Below are 16,348 nucleotides of genomic sequence, written 5' to 3'. Positions count from 1 at the left end.
CCATAGGCTCGAACCATGCGCCGAGCAAAGATCGTCTGCACCCTCGGGCCCGCCACCGACTCGTACGACCAGATCACCGCACTGGTCGAGGCCGGCATGGACATCGCCCGCTTCAACCTCAGCCACGGCGACCACGCCGAACACGACGAGAGGTACCGGCACGTCCGCAAGGCCGCCGACGAGACCGGCCGCAGCGTCGGCACCCTCGCCGACCTCCAAGGCCCGAAGATCCGCCTCGGCCGCTTCACCGAAGGCCCCGTACTCCTCGAACGCGACGACACCTTCACCATCAGCGTCGAGGAGGGCGCGGGCGGCGACAGCGAGGGCTGCGGCACCACCTACGCCGGCCTCGCCGCCGACGTCACCCCCGGCGCGCACATCCTCGTCGACGACGGCAAGGTCACCCTGCAGGTCACGGCGGTCGACGGCCCCCGCGTCCACACCAGGGTCATCGAAGGCGGCATGGTCTCCGACCACAAGGGCCTGAACCTCCCGGGCGTCGCGGTCTCCGTCCCGGCGCTCTCCGACAAGGACGAGGACGACCTCCGCTGGGCCCTGCGCACCGGCTTCGACATCATCGCCCTGTCCTTCGTCCGCTCGGCCCGGGACATCGAGCGCGTCCACCAGATCATGGACGAGGAAGGCCGCCGGCTCCCCGTCATCGCCAAGATCGAGAAACCGCAGGCGGTCGACGCCATCGAGGAGATCGTGGCGGCCTTCGACGGCATCATGGTCGCGCGCGGCGACCTGGGCGTGGAAATGCCCCTCGAACAGGTCCCGATGGTCCAGAAACGGGCCGTCACCCTCGCCAGGCGCAACGCCAAACCGGTCATCGTCGCCACCCAGATGCTCGACTCGATGATCCACAACTCCCGGCCGACCCGCGCCGAGGTCAGCGACGTCGCCAACGCGGTCCTCGACGGGGCGGACGCGGTGATGCTGTCCGGCGAGACCAGCGTCGGCAAGTACGCGGTGGGGACGGTCCGCACGATGAGCCGCATCGCGGCGGCGGCGGAGTCGGACATGCTGGCGCAGGGCCTTCCACCCCTCACCGAGCACAACAAACCCCGCACCCAGGGCGGCGCCGTGGCCCGCGCGGCAGCCGAGATCGGCGACTTCCTCGACGCGAAGTTCCTGGTCGCCTTCACCCAGTCCGGCGACACGGCCCGCCGCCTCTCCCGCTACCGCTCCCCGATCCCGCTCCTCGCCTTCACCCCCGACCCGGCGACACGCTCGCAGCTGAGCCTGACCTGGGGCGTGGAGACGTTCCTCGGCCCGCACGCGGACAGTACGGACGCGATGGTCGACCAGGTGGACGAGCTGCTGCTGCGGTACGGCCGCTGCGAGAAGGGTGACGTGGTGGTGATCACGGCGGGCTCACCGCCGGGGGTGGCGGGCTCGACGAACATGGTCCACGTCCACCACATCGCCGAGGGCGACGGCCCGCGGTAGGGCGTCAGTACTTGGGGCCTACGTGGGTGTCCATGAGGGCGACGGAGGCCTTCTTGGCGACGGAGATGTTGTACGGGTTGCCGTCGCGGGTGCAGTGCGTCCACTCGACGCCCAGCTTGTCGAGGGTGTCGGTGTAGAGCTGCCGGATGTCGTCGGACTTGTTGGTGAAGAAGTACCGCGGATACTCGTAGCGCTTGCGTTCACCGGCGACGAGGCGGGTCGTCCAGTTGATCAGGCGACAGCCGTCGGAGTGGATCAGGCCTCGGACGAACTCCCATGGGTGGGCATCGACGATGGCCTGCTGCCAGGGGGCGAGGGCGATGGTGCGCTCGTGCTTCATACCGGGGCCGTGCTGGGGGAAGAGGCACCAGATGTGCTTGGAGTACAGCTTCACCTCTCGGTATCCTTTTCGGCGGACTCTGCAGACCGAGTTTCCAGGGAACACCGCTCGCATGGCCTTCTCGCACTCGTCCATGAGCCCGGGGTAGGTTTCGGCGCAGGCGATGGACAAGCTGGGCACGCGCATCGCGTGGTTCTGGATGATGTGACCGTCGCCGAGGTAGAGCCCGAGTACGTAGCTGTACGCCGACTCATCGAGTTCTCCTCTGCCGCAACGGGGGCACGGCGGGATGTGGCGTCCAGGGCACTCGCCGCGCTTCGCCCGGTCGAGATGCTTCCAGTAGCTCACCGTCCCCAGCGGCACGTTGAGCCTGCGGGCCACGTCCGCGTTCTTCGCGCCGCCACGCAGGAGAGTGAGGGCCTTCTGTCGCACTTCAGTGCCATGGAAGTTCATGCGGCCACTCTGTGTTACTGATCGCCGTCGCGCGCAGCAAAAAGCGGAGGTCCACGCGAACGTGGACCTCCGCTTTCAACGGTACCGGGTGCGGGACTCGAACCCGCAAGCCCTCACGGGCAGAGGTGTTTGAGACCTCCGTGTATACCGTTCCACCAACCCGGCTGGCGCTTCGGAGAGTGTACCGGGTCACCGTGCTGCGCCGCAGCTAGGTACCCTCATGTCAGCAGTACCCCTGCCCCGAACAAGGAGCCCCCGTGACCGCCCCCGAGTCGCCCCAGCCCGTCGCCGACGACGATGACAAGTCGCACGTGCCTCCGCTGACGACCCGTGTCGTCATCGCCGAGGACGAGGCGCTGATCCGTCTCGATCTCAAGGAGATGCTCGAAGAGGAGGGCTACTCCGTCGTGGGCGAGGCCGGTGACGGGGAGCAGGCCATCGAGCTGGCCCGTGAGCACCAGCCGGATCTGGTGATCCTGGACGTGAAGATGCCGAAGATGGACGGGATCTCCGCGGCCGAGAAGATCGCCGAGGAGCGCATCGCGCCCGTGCTGATGCTGACCGCGTTCTCGCAGCGCGACCTCGTCGAGCGTGCCCGGGACGCGGGGGCGATGGCGTACCTCGTGAAGCCGTTCAGCAAGAGTGATGTCGTGCCGGCCATCGAGATGGCTGTCTCGCGGTTCACGGAGCTGAAGGAGCTGGAGAAGGAGGTCGCCGACCTCACGCTGCGCCTGGAGACGCGCAAGCTGGTGGACCGTGCGAAGTCGATTCTGCAGACGGAGTACGGGTTGACGGAGCCGGCGGCGTTCCGGTGGATCCAGAAGACGTCGATGGATCGGCGGATGTCGATGCAGCAGGTGGCGGAGGCGGTCATCCAGGACGCGGACGAGAAGAAGGCGTCCAAGGGCTGACCGCGCTGCCCTCAGAGAACATACGACGAGGCCCGCACCCCCCACCTGAAAGGGGGTGCGGGCCTCGTCGTCTGTGGGCCGGAGGCTAGTCCTCGCCGAGGTAGGCCTTGCGGACCGACTCGTCGACCAGCAGGTCGGAGCCCGTGCCGGAGAGGACGATCTTGCCGATCTCCATGACGTGACCCTGGTCGGCGAGGGAGAGCGCCGCCTGGGCGTTCTGTTCGACGAGCAGGATGGTGGTGCCCTGGGACTTCAGTTCGGCGATCGTGGCCATGATCTTCTGCATCATGATGGGGGAGAGGCCCATGGAGGGCTCGTCCAGCATGAGCAGCTTGGGCTGGGACATGAGCGCGCGGCCCATGGCCAGCATCTGCTGTTCACCACCCGAGAGGGTTCCGGCGGCCTGCTTGCGACGTTCGCCCAGGATGGGGAAGAGGTCGTAGGCGCGCTGGATGTCCTTCTCGATGCCGGGCTTGTCGTTGCGCAGGAAGGCGCCGAGGCGGAGGTTGTCCTCGATGGTCATGCGCGGGAAGATGTGCCGCCCCTCGGGGGAGTGGGCGAGTCCGAGCGAGACGATGTCGTGCGCGGGGATCTTCTTGAGCGACTTGCCGTTGAACTTGACCTGGCCGCCGACGGGCTTGAGGAGGCCCGAGAGGGTGCGCAGGGTGGTGGTCTTGCCGGCGCCGTTGGTGCCGATGAGGGTGACGACCTCGCCGGCGTCGACCTTGAAGGAGATGCCCTTGACGGCTTCGATCTTGCCGTAGGCGACCCGGAGGTCCTCTACTTCGAGCAGTGCGGTCATCGGTCGTTCTCCTTGCCGGGCGCGGCGTCGGTCGGGGCCTCGGCGTGTGCTTCGGCGGCTTCGACTTCGGCGACTTCTTCCTGGCCGGGTGCGTCCTCGAAGGGTTCGCCGAGGTAGGCGGCGACGACGCGTTCGTCGCCCTGCACGGTGGCGCTGTCGCCCTCGACGAGCTTCTCGCCCTGGACGAGGACGGCGACGCGGTCGCAGAGGTTGAAGATGAACCGCATGTCGTGCTCGATGACGAGGACGGCGATGCCCTTGTCGCGGATGGCGAAGACGAGTTCCTCGGTGGCTCGTGTCTCCTGCGGGTTCATGCCGGCCGTCGGCTCGTCGAGCAGGAGCAGACCCGGCTCGCTCGCGAGGGCGCGGGCGATCTCCAGCTTGCGCTGTTCGCCGTAGGGGAGGTTGCGGGCGAGGTGTTCGGCCTTGGCGTCGAGTCCGACGAATGCGAGGAGTTCCATGGCGCGTTCGCGGCTGGCGGCTTCGGCCTTGTGGAAGCCGGGGCCGCGCAGCAGGGCGGACCAGAGGCCTTCTTTGGTCCTGGTGTGGCGTCCGACGAGCACGTTCTCCAGGACCGTCATGTTGGCGAAGAGACGGATGTTCTGGAAGGTGCGGGCGATGCCGGCCGCGGTGACCTTGAAGGACTTGGGCGGCAGGACCTGGCCTTTGTACCGGACTTCGCCCTCGGTGGGGATGTAGAGGCCGGTGAGGCAGTTGAAGAAGGTCGTCTTGCCGGCGCCGTTGGGGCCGATGAGTCCGACGATCTCGCCGCTGTTGACGGTGAGGTTGACGTTGCGTACGGCGGTGAGGCCGCCGAAGCGCATGGTGACGCCGCGTGCGTCGAGGACGGTCTCGCCGGGGGCGTTGGCGCCGGGTGTGGCGTCCTTGGTGGTGGTGTCGGTGGTCATGGGTCAGGCCCCTGCCTTGCTGAGGACTGTGGGTGCTTCGGCCTCTTCGTGGAATTCGAGCTGGCGGCGCCGGTTGGGGATGAGGCCTTCCGGGCGGAAGCGCATGAGGAGCACGAGTGCGAGTCCGAAGGCGAAGAGCTGGTAGTCGCCGAGGAACTGGAGCTTGGCCGGGATGAGGTAGAGCAGTGCGGCGCCGACGAGGGGTCCGCTGATGGTGCCCATGCCGCCGAGGACGACGGCCGCGAGGAGGAACGCGGAGTTGGGCGGGACCACGTGGGCGAACTGGTACTGCTCGGGGGTCACGGTGTAGGTGACGTGTGCCTGGACGGTGCCGGCGAGGCCGGCGAGTGCGGCGCCGAGGGCGAAGGCGATGAGCTTGACGCGGAAGCCGTTGATGCCCATGGCGAGTGCGGCGGTCTCGTCCTCGCGGATGGCGATCCAGGCGCGGCCGATGCGGGAGTCGCTGCTGCGTCGGAAGACGACGACCACGACGAGCGTGATGAGCAGCATGAGGAAGAAGTAGTTGGCGAACCGGGCGATGGTGAACCCGGCGATGGTGTGTTCCTGGCCGAAGTCGAAGCCGAGGATGTTGAGGTTCGGGATCGAGGAGATGCCGTTGGAGCCGTTGGTGATGTCGGGGCCGGAGGTGCCGTCCATGTTGAGGACGGCGAGGCGGAAGATCTCACCGAAGCCGAGGGTGACGATGGCGAGGTAGTCGCCGCGCAGTCGCAGGGTGGGGGCGCCGATGATGACGCCGAAGATCATGGCGACGACGGCGCCGAGGATGGCGCTGGCCCAGAAGGGGAGGTGGATGTCGAAGGGGGAGGAGGGGGAGCCGGAGACCATGGCCGCGGTGTAGGCGCCGACGCCGAGGAAGGCGACGTATCCGAGGTCGAGGAGGCCGGCGAGGCCGACGACGATGTTGAGGCCGAGGGCGACGGTGGCGAAGATCAGGATGTAGACGCCGATGGTCGCGTACTGGTCGTCGGACTGGGTGAAGGGGAACGCGGCGGCCGCGGTGAACGCGCCGATCATGGTGACCGTGCGGTGCTTGGCGGTGACGGCGGAGACCCGGCCGACGAGGCCGGCCTTGGAGAGGGCGCCGATGGCGAAGCCGGCGGTGATGAGGAAGCCGACGAAGAGTTCGTCGTACTCGGTGCCGATGCCGTAGGTGAAGACGAGCAGGCCCAGTGCCATGGCCGCGACGATGATCAGGATCTCGGCGTAGGCGGGGAGCTTGCGGGCCGGGGCGGCGGTGCCGGTGGCGAAGCAGGCCTTCGTGACGGCGCGGGCGTTGCGTGCGCCGAGCAGGAACTCCTCCCAGGCGGTGTCCTCGGGGTCGGCGATCTCGGGTACCGGTCGTTCGAACGGCAGGGCGAGTGCGCCGAGGAGGGCGGCGAGGGTGGCGATGGCCGCGACGTAGGCGCCGGGTTCGAGGTTGACGAGGCCGCCGAGCTGGATGCTGATGGCGAGGATCGTGTACCAGGCGGTGACGAAGGTGCCGAGTGCGGCGAGTTTGATGCTGCTGTCGGCGCCGGCGGGGACGAGCCAGCGCAGGCCCTTGATGCCGTAGGAGGCGAGGCCGAAGAGGCCGGTGAGGGCGCCGCCGATGAGGACGAGGACCTGCAGGCCGCCGGGGTAGCCGTAGACGGTGAGGTCGCCGGGGAAGGCGGCGGTCCAGGTCCAGGCGAGGAAGGTGGAGATCACGGCGAGGGCGCCGCCGCCGGTGGCGAGGGCGCGGCCGATGTTCTCGGGGAGGCCGACCAGGCCCCGGGGGGTGGTGTCGTGCTTGGCGGCGGGTGCGGTGGCCGCGGTGGTGTTGGTGGTCATCGGTGTCACGCCCTGTCCGCCACGCGCTCTCCGAGCAGACCCTGGGGCCTGAACAGGAGGACGAGGATGAGGAGTACGAACGCCCAGACGTTGGCCCAGGACTGGCTGCCGAACTGCTCCATGCCGGGGATGTCGGCGATGTAGGCGGTGGAGAGGGCTTCGGCGAGGCCGAGGACGACGCCGCCGAGCATGGCGCCGTAGATGTTGCCGATGCCGCCGAGGACGGCTGCGGTGAAGGCCTTGAGGCCGAGGATGAAGCCCATGCGGAACTGGACCTGGCCGTACTTGAGGCCGTAGGCGACGGCTCCGACGGCGGCGAACGCGGCGCCGAGGGCGAAGGCGACCACGATGATGCGGTCGGTGTTGATGCCCATGAGCTTGGCGGTGTCGGGGTCCTGGGCGGTTGCCTGCATGCCGCGGCCGGTGCGGGTCTTCATGACGAAGTACGCGAGGATCGCCATGCTGATCGGGGCGGCGACGAGTAGGAAGATGTCACCGGTCTGGATGGTGACGTTGCCGATCTCGAAGGGGCCGCCCTCGATGTGCGGGAAGTTGATGGACTCCTTGGCGTCCGGGTACCACGCCCATACCGCCTGCTGGAGGGCCAGGGAGAGGCCGATGGCGGTGATGAGGGGGGCGAGGCGGGGGGCGGTGCGCAGGGGCCGGTAGGCCAGGCGTTCCGCTCCGACGGCTGCGAGCACGGCGACGATGATGCCTCCGACGAGCATCAGTGGGAGTGCGACCCACATGCTCGTTCCGTCGGGCAGCACGTACAGGTAGACCGTGATCGCGCCGAAGCCGCCCAGCATGAAGATCTCACCGTGGGCGAAGTTGATGAGCTGGACGATGCCATAGACCATCGTGTAGCCGATGGCGACCAGCCCGTACATGGATCCTAGTAGCAGGCCGTTGACCAGCTGCTGCGGCAGTTCGTTCACCGCATGTCCTCCGAGACTTTCGGATGTTCGACGAATGTGACCGGATGTGAGTCCGCGCGGGGCGCTGTGGTGCAGCGCCCCGCGCGGCTCAGGTGTGTGCGGGTGGGATCAACCGGAGTAGGTACCGGACTTGACCGCCTTCCACTCGCCGCCCTCGACCTTGTAGACGGTGAGCTGCTTGTTGGTCGTGTCGCCGTACTCGTCGAAGGAGACCTTGCCGGTCACGCCGTCGAAGGAGACGTTCTGCATGGCCTCGGTGATCTTGGCGCGGGCGTCGCTGGGAAGCTTGCCGTCGTTGTCCTCGACGACCTTCTTCACGGCTTCGATGATCGCCCAGGCGGAGTCGTAGGAGTAGCCGCCGTAGGCCGCGTAGGGCTCCTTGTAGCCGCCGGCCTTGTAGTCGGCGATGAACGACTTGGCGGAGGGCAGTTCCTCGACCGGGGCGCCGACGGAGGTGGCGAAGTCGCCGGTGCTGGCGCTGCCGCCGAGCTCGATGTAGGTCGGGTCGTACATGCCGTCGCCGCCGGCGACGGGGATCTTGGCGCCCGCGGCCTTGATCTGCTTGGTCAGCGGGCCGGACTGCGGGTACTCGCCGCCGTAGTAGACGACGTCGGCGCCGGAGTTCTTGACCTTGGTGGCGACCGTGGAGAAGTCCTTGGTCTCGGGGTCGATGTGCTCGGTGCCGACGACCTTGCCGCCGAGCTTCTTGAACTCGTCGGTGAAGGTGGCGGCCAGGCCGGCGCCGTAGGTCTTCTTGTCGTCGATGACGAAGACCTTCTTCTTCTTGGCGTCGTTGAAGAGGTACTGCGCGGCGAACGGGCCCTGGATGGCGTCCGTGGTCGCGGTGCGGAAGTACGACTTGTACGGGCGGACCTTCTTGGTCTGCCAGTCGGCGCCCTGGGTCAGGGTCGGGCCGGTGTTGGCCGGGGAGACCTCGACGAGCTTGGCGTCGTCGAAGACCTTCTGCATGGACTCGGCCACGGAGGAGTTCAGCGGGCCGACGACGCCGAGGACGTCCTTGTTGGCGACGAACGTGGTGGCGTTCTGCTGGCCCGAGGAGGGCTGCGCCTGGTCGTCGAGGGCCTCGACCTTGAAGGTTATGCCCTCGACGTACTTGTCCTTGTTGGCGGTCTTGGCGGCGAGGTCGGCGGAGTTCTTGATGCCGAGGCCCAGCGCGGAGAGGTCACCGGTCAGTGGGGCGTCGACGCCGATGACGACAGTCGTGCCGCTGCCGGTGTCCGAGCCGCCGCCTTCCTCGTCGCGCGAACCGCAGGCGGTGAGAGTGAGTGCTCCCGCCGCCAGCGCGGCGGTGATGGCGATGAGCGAACGTTGACGCACGATCAGTCCTTTCCCTGGCACGGCCCTTCCTGTTGGAAGTGGCCGAGTCGAGCGCTGGGCCGAAGACGTGACTTCGATTCCTGTGGCGCGGTGACTGGCCGTGACTCTAAGCGTGTGTGGGGAACGTGGAGGAGAGTCTGACGAATGCTGTGACGCTCTTGTTATGACACGAGGTAATGCAGAGCGGTACTCAGTGGGTGGATGCGCGGAATTAAGGCCGATTCGCCCTGTCCACATAGTGAGAAAGTGCAGGGTCGGCGCGGGTGGGTTCAGGAGTGTTCAGCTTTTTGGTGATGACGTGGAATCGTTGCCGCAGGCTACTCGAAGGGCGTCGGAGAGGTCTCGTGCGTAGCGCTCGCCCAGGATGAAACTGTGCGCTTCTATTGCGCGCGTATTACGTAGAGTTACATCCAGGAAGGGAAGTCCGGCGTTCTCCGGTGCTTTCCCGCATTCGAGGACGCGCATGGTGACGACGATCTTTCGCGCCTCTTTCGTCCCGATCCGGAACGGAGTCCCGGGGTCCGTGCGCAGCGACAGTCCCGCGTAGGGCTGGGTCATCCGGTCGACGGTGATCGCGGGGCCGTACCGCACGCTCAGCTCCATCTCGAAGCCGAAGCGGCCGCGCGGCGTCCCCTCGGACCGCGCCACGGGCCCGAGGTAGGCGACCACGACGGCCTGGGAGGGGTACGGCGTCTCGCGCGGCGTCGGCTCCGGCGTCGGTGCCGACGTGGGCCGGGTCGCGTAGAGGTAGCCGCCGCCGGCGAGTACGACGACCGCCGTCGCGCCCGCGAGCACGGCCCGGCGGTGCCGGGCGTACACCTGGGCGTACCGCCCGCGCGGCGGGTGGGGTGGGGGCGCGGTGTCCGGGGTCGCGTCGTCCGTCGTGTCCCACGCGCGGGTGCCCTCACCCGGCTCCACGGGGCCGATCCCGCTCAACTCCAGGGCCCCTCGCCCGGACCGCCCGAGCGGTACCACTCCTGGCAGTCCGCGTGGGCCCGCCGTTCGATCAGCCGCCGGGCGGCGGCGGAACCGGCGCGCTTCTTCTCGGCCCTGGCCTCGTCGACGACCTCCCGCAGGATGTCGTACTGCCCGTTCGACAGTCCCATGGACTGATAGTCCCCATAGGTGTCGCCGTCCAGCACCTCGAGCGACCAGTACGTGACGAGCCTCGCGCACAGGTCCTCGGGCTGGGTGGCCGACGGTGACGGCGATCCGCCGTCCCGCGCGCTCGTCGAGGGGCCCGCTGTCCCGCCGGTCGGTCCCGCCCCCGCGCACCCGGTGACCAGGACGCCGATCAGCAGCGCCGGCCCGAGCATCGCCCCCGGCCAGAGGGCTCCTGCCGTTGCCATGCCCCGACGCTAGAGCCTGCGCGCCCCGGGGGACCAGAGGCGAACAGGCCCTCGCGCCGGCCCGCCCCTCGTCCGCAGGTCTCACTCGGCGTTCCGGGCCCTCGCGTCCGGGGCGGCGGGGGCGTCCCGCAGCAGACAGGTCAGCCGGGCCGTGCACACCCTCCTGCCCGCCTCGTCGCTGATGACGATCTCGTACGTCGCCGTCGAGCGGCCCTGGTGCAGGGGGGTGGCGACGCCGGTCACCAGCCCGGACCGCGCGCCGCGGTGGTGGGTGCAGTTCAGGTCCACGCCGACGGCGATCTTGGAGCTGCCGGCGTGCAGCATGGAGCCGACCGAGCCCAGCGTCTCCGCCAGCACGGCGGACGCGCCGCCGTGCAGCAGTCCGTACGGCTGGGTGTTGCCCTCCACCGGCATCGTGCCGACGACCCGGTCCGCCGAGGCCTCCACGATCTGTACGCCCATCCGGGTGCCCAGGTGTCCGGCGGAGAACATCGCGACCAGGTCGATGCCGAGACTCGCGTACTCGTCGATGACCTCTTGCGGGAACTTCACGTGGTGCTGCTCGCCCATGGGGCTCCGTTCGTCGTCGATCGCGTGCGCCGCCGGCAGGGTGCGCCGGTGTGCTGAGCAAACGCTCAGTCGGTGGACGATTGTTCCAGACGGACCACGACGGACTTGCTGGCCGGGGTGTTGCTGGTGTCGGCGGTGGAGTCCAGCGGCACCAGGACGTTGGTCTCCGGGTAGTAGGCGGCCGCGCACCCGCGCGCCGTCGGGTAGTGCACCACCCGGAAGCCGGGCGCGCGCCGCTCGACACCGTCCTTCCACTCGCCCACCAGGTCCACGTACGACCCGTCGGCGAGCTTCAGCTCCCGCGCGTCGTCGGGGTTGACCAGCACCACCCGGCGGCCGTTCCTGATGCCCCGGTAGCGGTCGTCCAGGCCGTAGATGGTGGTGTTGTACTGGTCGTGCGAGCGCAGCGTCTGCAGCAGCAGACGGCCCTCGGGCAGCCGCGGGTACTCCACCGGCGCGGCCGTGAAGTTGGCCTTGCCGGTGGCGGTGGGGAAGCGGCGCTCGTCGCGGGGGGCGTGCGGGAGGGCGAAGCCGGACGGGTCGGCCACCCGCGCGTTGAAGTCCTCGAACCCGGGCACCACGCGCGCGATGCGGTCGCGGACGGTCGCGTAGTCCTTCTCGAACTCCTCCCAGGGCGTGCGGCTCTCCTCGCCGAGGACCCGGCGGGCGAGCCGGCACACGATGGCCGGCTCGGACAGCAGCTGCCCGCTCGCGGGCTCCAGCCGGCCGCGTGAGGCGTGCACCATGCCCATGGAGTCCTCGACGGTCACGAACTGCTCGCCGCCGCCCTGGAGATCGCGCTCGGTGCGTCCCAGGGTGGGCAGGATCAGCGCCCGCGCGCCCGTGACGGCGTGCGAGCGGTTCAGCTTCGTCGACACGTGCACGGTCAGCCGCGCCCGGCGCATCGCCGCCTCCGTGACCTCCGTGTCGGGGGACGCCGAGACGAAGTTGCCGCCCATCGCGAAGAACACCTTCGCCTTGTCGTCGCGCATGGCCTTGATGGCCCGTACGACGTCGTAGCCGTGCTCCCGGGGCGGGGCGAAGCCGAACTCCTTCTCCAGGGCGTCCAGGAACGCCGGGGCGGGCCGCTCGAAGATGCCCATCGTGCGGTCGCCCTGCACGTTGGAGTGGCCGCGCACCGGGCAGACACCGGCGCCGGGGCGGCCGATGTTGCCGCGCAGCAGAAGGAAGTTGACCACCTCGCGGATGGTCGGCACCGAGTGCTTGTGCTGGGTGAGACCCATGGCCCAGCAGACGATGGTCCGCTTCGAGGCGAGGACCATGCGCAGCGCCTCGTCGATCTTCTCGCGGGTGAGGCCGGTCGCGGTGAGCGTCGCGTCCCAGTCGGCGGCGCGGGCGGCCTCGGTGAACTCCTCGAAGCCGTGGGTGTGTTCGGCGACGAACTCCTCGTCGACCGCGCCGTCCGTCTCCAGGATCAGCTTGTTCAACAGCCGGAACAGGGCCTGGTCGCCGCCGATGCGGATCTGGAGGAACAGGTCGGTGAGGGCGGCGCCCTTGAGCATGCCCTGCGGCGTCTGCGGGTTCTTGAACCGCTCCAGCCCGGCCTCGGGCAGCGGGTTCACGGTGATGATCTTCGCGCCGTCGGCCTTGGCCCGCTCCAGCGCGGAGAGCATCCGTGGGTGGTTGGTCCCCGGATTCTGCCCGGCGACGATGATCAGGTCGGCCTGGTAGAGGTCCTCCAGCAGGACGCTGCCCTTGCCGATGCCGATGGTCTCGTTGAGCGCGGAGCCCGACGACTCGTGGCACATGTTGGAGCAGTCCGGCAGGTTGTTCGTGCCGAACTCGCGGGCGAACAGCTGGTACAGGAACGCGGCCTCGTTGCTGGTGCGCCCGGAGGTGTAGAAGAGCGCCTCGTCGGGGGAGGCGAGGGCCTTCAGCTCCTCGGCGACGATGTCGAAGGCGCGGTCCCAGGACACCGGCTCGTACCGGTCGCCGCCCTCGGGGAGGTACATGGGGTGGGTGAGCCGCCCCTGCTGTCCCAGCCAGTAGCCGCTGCGCGTGGCGAGATCGGCCACGCTGTGGGCGGCGAAGAACTCGGGGGTGACCCGGCGGAGCGTGGCCTCCTCGGCGACCGCCTTCGCGCCGTTCTCGCAGAACTCCGCCGCGTGCCGGTGGTCCGGCTCCGGCCAGGCGCAGCCCGGGCAGTCGAAGCCGTCCTTCTGGTTGACCCGCAGCAGCGTCAGCGCGGTCCGCTTCACGCCCATCTGCTGCTGCGCGATCCGCAGGGTGTGCCCGATCGCCGGCAGCCCCGCCGCGGCGTGCTTGGGTTCCGCGACCTGGGGCGCGTCCTGAACCGGATCATTCTTCGGCGCCTTGCCGGCCATGGCTGCTCCCCATTCGCGTACACGAGCTCTTCGGGCGGGTGGCTACGCCTCCGATCCTCGCACGCGTCATCACCCCCGAACGAGGTCGATCGGCGGACCGGACGGCGGGGCAGCGGCGGCCGGATCAGAGCGTCGCCCCGGTCCCGCCCGGCCTCCGTACGTCCCTGGGGTCCGGGTGTCAGTGGTACGTGGCAGGATCGGGGGCGTGGCAGAGACAGGATCGAAGAAGACCGACAGCACCCCCGGCGGCAGCCGTCCCCGGCTCATGCTCATGGACGGGCACTCGCTGGCCTACCGCGCGTTCTTCGCGCTGCCCGCGGAGAACTTCACGACGGCGACCGGCCAGCCGACCAACGCGATCTACGGCTTCGCGTCGATGCTGGCGAACACGCTGCGCGACGAGGCCCCCACCCACTTCGCGGTCGCGTTCGACGTCTCCCGCAAGACCTGGCGCTCGGAGGAGTTCACCGAGTACAAGGCGAACCGCTCGAAGACCCCGGACGAGTTCAAGGGCCAGGTCGAGCTGATCGGCGAGCTGCTCGACGCGATGCACGCCGTCCGCTTCGCCGTCGACGGCTTCGAGGCCGACGACGTCATCGCCACCCTCGCCACCCAGGCCGAGGCCGAGGGCTTCGAGGTCCTCATCGTCACCGGCGACCGTGACTCCTTCCAGCTCGTCAGCGAGCACACCACCGTGCTCTACCCGACGAAGGGCGTCTCGGAGCTGACCCGGTTCACCCCGGAGAAGGTGTTCGAGAAGTACGGCCTCACCCCCGCCCAGTACCCGGACTTCGCGGCCCTGCGCGGCGACCCGTCCGACAACCTCCCCGGCATCCCCGGTGTCGGCGAGAAGACCGCCGCGAAGTGGATCAACCAGTTCGGTTCGTTCGCGGACCTCGTCGAGCGCGTCGAGGAGGTCAAGGGCAAGGCCGGTCAGAACCTCCGCGACCACCTGGAGGCCGTCAAGCTCAACCGCCGCCTCACCGAGATGGTCCGCACGGTCGAACTCCCCAAGGGCGTGGGCGACCTGGAGCGCGCCGCGTACGACCGCAAGGCCGTCGCGATGGTGCTGGACACCCTGGAGATCCGCAACCCCTCGCTGCGCGAGCGTCTGTTCGCCGTCGACCCGGGAGCGGAGGAGTCCGACACCGCCTCGCCGGCCGCCCCCGGCGTCGAGGTGGACGGCACGGTCCTCGCCTCCGGCGAGCTGGCCCCCTGGCTCGCCGAGCACGGCACGGACGTCCTCGGCGTCGCCACCGTCGACACCTGGGCGCTCGGCACCGGCTCGGTCGCCGAGGTCGCGCTCGCCGCCGCCGGAGGAGCGGCCGCCTGGTTCGACCCGACACAGCTGGACGAGACCGACGAGACGGCGTGGGTGTCCTGGCTCGCCGACATCGCCCGGCCGAAGGTGTTCCACAACGCCAAGGGCGCGATGCGGGTCTTCGCCGAGCACGGCTGGACCGTGGACGGCGTGTCCATGGACACGGCGCTCGCCGCCTACCTGGTCAAGCCGGGCCGCCGCTCGTTCGACCTGGACGCGCTCTCCCTGGAGTACCTGGGCCGCGAGCTGGCGCCCGCCGCGACCGCCGACGGCCAGCTGGCCTTCGGAGCCGACGAGGGTGCCGAGGCCGACGCGCTGATGGTGCAGGCCCGCGCGATCCTCGACCTGGGGGAGGCGTTCGGGGAGCGGCTGGAGGAGGTCGGCGCGGCGGAGCTGCTGCGTGACGTGGAGCTGCCCACCTCCGCGCTGCTGGCCCGGATGGAGCGCCACGGCATCGCGGCGGACCGGGCGCATCTGGAGGCCATGGAGCAGATGTTCGCGGGCGCCGTGCAGCAGGCGGTGAAGGAGGCGCACGCGGCGGCGGGGCACGAGTTCAACCTGGGCTCGCCCAAGCAGCTCCAGGAGGTCCTCTTCGGTGAGCTGGGCCTGCCCAAGACCAAGCGCACCAAGACGGGTTACACCACGGACGCGGACGCCCTCGCGTGGCTGGCCGGCCAGACGGACAACGAACTGCCGGTCGTCATGCTCCGCCACCGCGAGCAGGCGAGGCTGCGGGTCACCGTCGAGGGCCTGATCAAGATGATCGCCGGGGACGGCCGCATCCACACCACGTTCAACCAGACGGTCGCCGCCACGGGCCGTCTCTCCTCCGTCGACCCGAACCTGCAGAACATCCCCGTCCGCACCGACGAGGGCCGGGCCATCCGCCGCGGCTTCGTCGTCGGCGAGGGCTTCGAGTCCCTGATGACCGCGGACTACAGCCAGATCGAACTGCGCGTCATGGCCCACCTCTCCGAGGACGCGGGCCTGATCGAGGCGTTCACCTCCGGGGAGGACCTGCACACCACGGCCGCCGCGCAGGTGTTCGGCGTCGAGCAGTCCGCCGTCGACGCCGAGATGCGCCGCAAGATCAAGGCGATGTCGTACGGCCTGGCCTACGGACTGTCCGCGTTCGGTCTCTCCCAGCAGCTGAACATCGAGGCGGGGGAGGCGCGGGCCCTGATGGACGCCTACTTCGAGCGGTTCGGCGGCGTACGGGACTATCTGCGCCGGGTCGTGGACGAGGCGCGGGCGACGGGATACACGGCGACGCTCTTCGGGCGCCGGCGCTATCTGCCCGACCTCAACAGCGACAACCGGCAGCGCCGGGAGGCCGCGGAGCGGATGGCTCTGAACGCGCCGATCCAGGGCACCGCCGCCGACATCGTCAAGATCGCCATGCTCAACGTGGGCCGCGCCCTGGACGAGGCGGGCCTCGCCTCCCGCATGCTCCTCCAGGTCCACGACGAAATCGTCCTGGAGATCGCCCCCGGTGAACGGGAGCGCACGGAGCAGATCCTCCGCCGGGAGATGGCCGACGCGGTCCACCTGAGGGCCCCGCTGGACGTCTCGGTGGGTTACGGCCCGGATTGGGAGTCGGCGGCGCACTAGCGGCGCGGCGCGGCCGCTGGGGGCGGGTCGTTGTGGTGTGCGTTGTCGGGTGCGGCTGCGTGGGGCTTCTCGCGCAGCTCCCCGCGCCCGTAAAAGACCACAGCCCTACGGGCTGAAGGACGACGGGCCGCAGGCTGAAGGCGACGGGGCCGCGCCCCTGAAAAGCACGGGGCGCAGCCC

General features: G+C 69.3%; 13 protein-coding genes and 1 tRNA gene. 3 read left to right on the top strand and 11 right to left on the bottom strand.

The annotated features are described in order from the left end of the window. Positions 1-15 precede the first annotated feature (15 nt). The gene (gene pyk / locus GWK25_RS30450) at positions 16-1,452 is read left to right on the top strand and encodes a pyruvate kinase (protein ID WP_215454586.1); all 1,437 of its coding nucleotides are present in this window, start codon (positions 16-18) and stop codon (positions 1,450-1,452) included. Between the two features lie 4 nt (positions 1,453-1,456). On the opposite strand, the gene GWK25_RS30445 is transcribed toward pyk, so the two are convergent. Further along, on the bottom strand, positions 1,457-2,245 hold the full coding sequence (locus GWK25_RS30445; protein ID WP_215454585.1) for a helix-turn-helix domain-containing protein: 789 nt from the start codon (positions 2,243-2,245) through the stop codon (positions 1,457-1,459). An 82-nt stretch (positions 2,246-2,327) separates the two neighbouring features. Further along, positions 2,328-2,410: transfer RNA gene (locus GWK25_RS30440), tRNA-Leu, on the bottom strand. A 92-nt stretch (positions 2,411-2,502) separates the two neighbouring features. On the opposite strand from GWK25_RS30440, the gene GWK25_RS30435 reads away from it, so the two are divergent. Beyond that, the gene (locus GWK25_RS30435; RefSeq protein ID WP_215454584.1) at positions 2,503-3,156 is read left to right on the top strand and encodes an ANTAR domain-containing response regulator; all 654 of its coding nucleotides are present in this window, start codon (positions 2,503-2,505) and stop codon (positions 3,154-3,156) included. 85 nt (positions 3,157-3,241) lie between these two features. On the opposite strand, the gene GWK25_RS30430 is transcribed toward GWK25_RS30435, so the two are convergent. From GWK25_RS30430 to GWK25_RS30390, 9 genes are all read right to left on the bottom strand, one after another. Beyond that, complete coding sequence (locus GWK25_RS30430) at positions 3,242-3,958, bottom strand: ABC transporter ATP-binding protein (protein ID WP_184895352.1); 717 nt, start codon at positions 3,956-3,958, stop codon at positions 3,242-3,244. After that, entirely contained in the window at positions 3,955-4,866 is a 912-nt protein-coding gene (locus GWK25_RS30425; RefSeq protein ID WP_215454583.1) for an ABC transporter ATP-binding protein, read from the bottom strand. Before GWK25_RS30425 ends, GWK25_RS30430 begins: the two co-directional genes overlap by 4 nt. 3 nt (positions 4,867-4,869) lie before the next feature. Then, complete coding sequence (locus GWK25_RS30420) at positions 4,870-6,696, bottom strand: branched-chain amino acid ABC transporter permease (protein ID WP_215454582.1); 1,827 nt, start codon at positions 6,694-6,696, stop codon at positions 4,870-4,872. Positions 6,697-6,701: 5 nt separating this feature from the next. After that, positions 6,702-7,634, bottom strand: a complete 933-nt coding sequence (locus tag GWK25_RS30415) for a branched-chain amino acid ABC transporter permease (protein ID WP_033528037.1) — start codon at positions 7,632-7,634, stop codon at positions 6,702-6,704. 108 nt (positions 7,635-7,742) lie between these two features. Next, positions 7,743-8,972, bottom strand: coding sequence for a branched-chain amino acid ABC transporter substrate-binding protein (locus GWK25_RS30410; protein ID WP_215454581.1), 1,230 nt, complete (start codon positions 8,970-8,972; stop codon positions 7,743-7,745). A gap of 279 nt (positions 8,973-9,251) precedes the next feature. Further along, entirely contained in the window at positions 9,252-9,908 is a 657-nt protein-coding gene (locus GWK25_RS30405) for a Tat pathway signal sequence domain protein (protein WP_215454580.1), read from the bottom strand. Continuing rightward, positions 9,905-10,321 (bottom strand): hypothetical protein, encoded by a 417-nt coding sequence (locus GWK25_RS30400; protein WP_215454579.1) that lies wholly within the window; start codon positions 10,319-10,321, stop codon positions 9,905-9,907. Before GWK25_RS30400 ends, GWK25_RS30405 begins: the two co-directional genes overlap by 4 nt. Positions 10,322-10,402: 81 nt before the next feature. Next, on the bottom strand, positions 10,403-10,891 hold the full coding sequence (locus GWK25_RS30395; protein ID WP_215454578.1) for a hotdog fold thioesterase: 489 nt from the start codon (positions 10,889-10,891) through the stop codon (positions 10,403-10,405). 65 nt (positions 10,892-10,956) lie between these two features. Next, entirely contained in the window at positions 10,957-13,236 is a 2,280-nt protein-coding gene (locus GWK25_RS30390; protein ID WP_215454577.1) for an FdhF/YdeP family oxidoreductase, read from the bottom strand. Positions 13,237-13,441: 205 nt separating this feature from the next. Between GWK25_RS30390 and polA the strand changes: the two genes are divergently transcribed. After that, the gene (polA, locus tag GWK25_RS30385) at positions 13,442-16,168 is read left to right on the top strand and encodes a DNA polymerase I (RefSeq protein ID WP_215454576.1); all 2,727 of its coding nucleotides are present in this window, start codon (positions 13,442-13,444) and stop codon (positions 16,166-16,168) included. The last annotated feature ends 180 nt before the right edge of the window (positions 16,169-16,348 follow it).

The organism is Streptomyces sp. ATCC 21386 (genome assembly GCF_018728545.1).
Lineage (GTDB): Bacteria > Actinomycetota > Actinomycetes > Streptomycetales > Streptomycetaceae > Streptomyces.
This window is presented reverse-complemented; position numbering and strand designations above follow the sequence as displayed.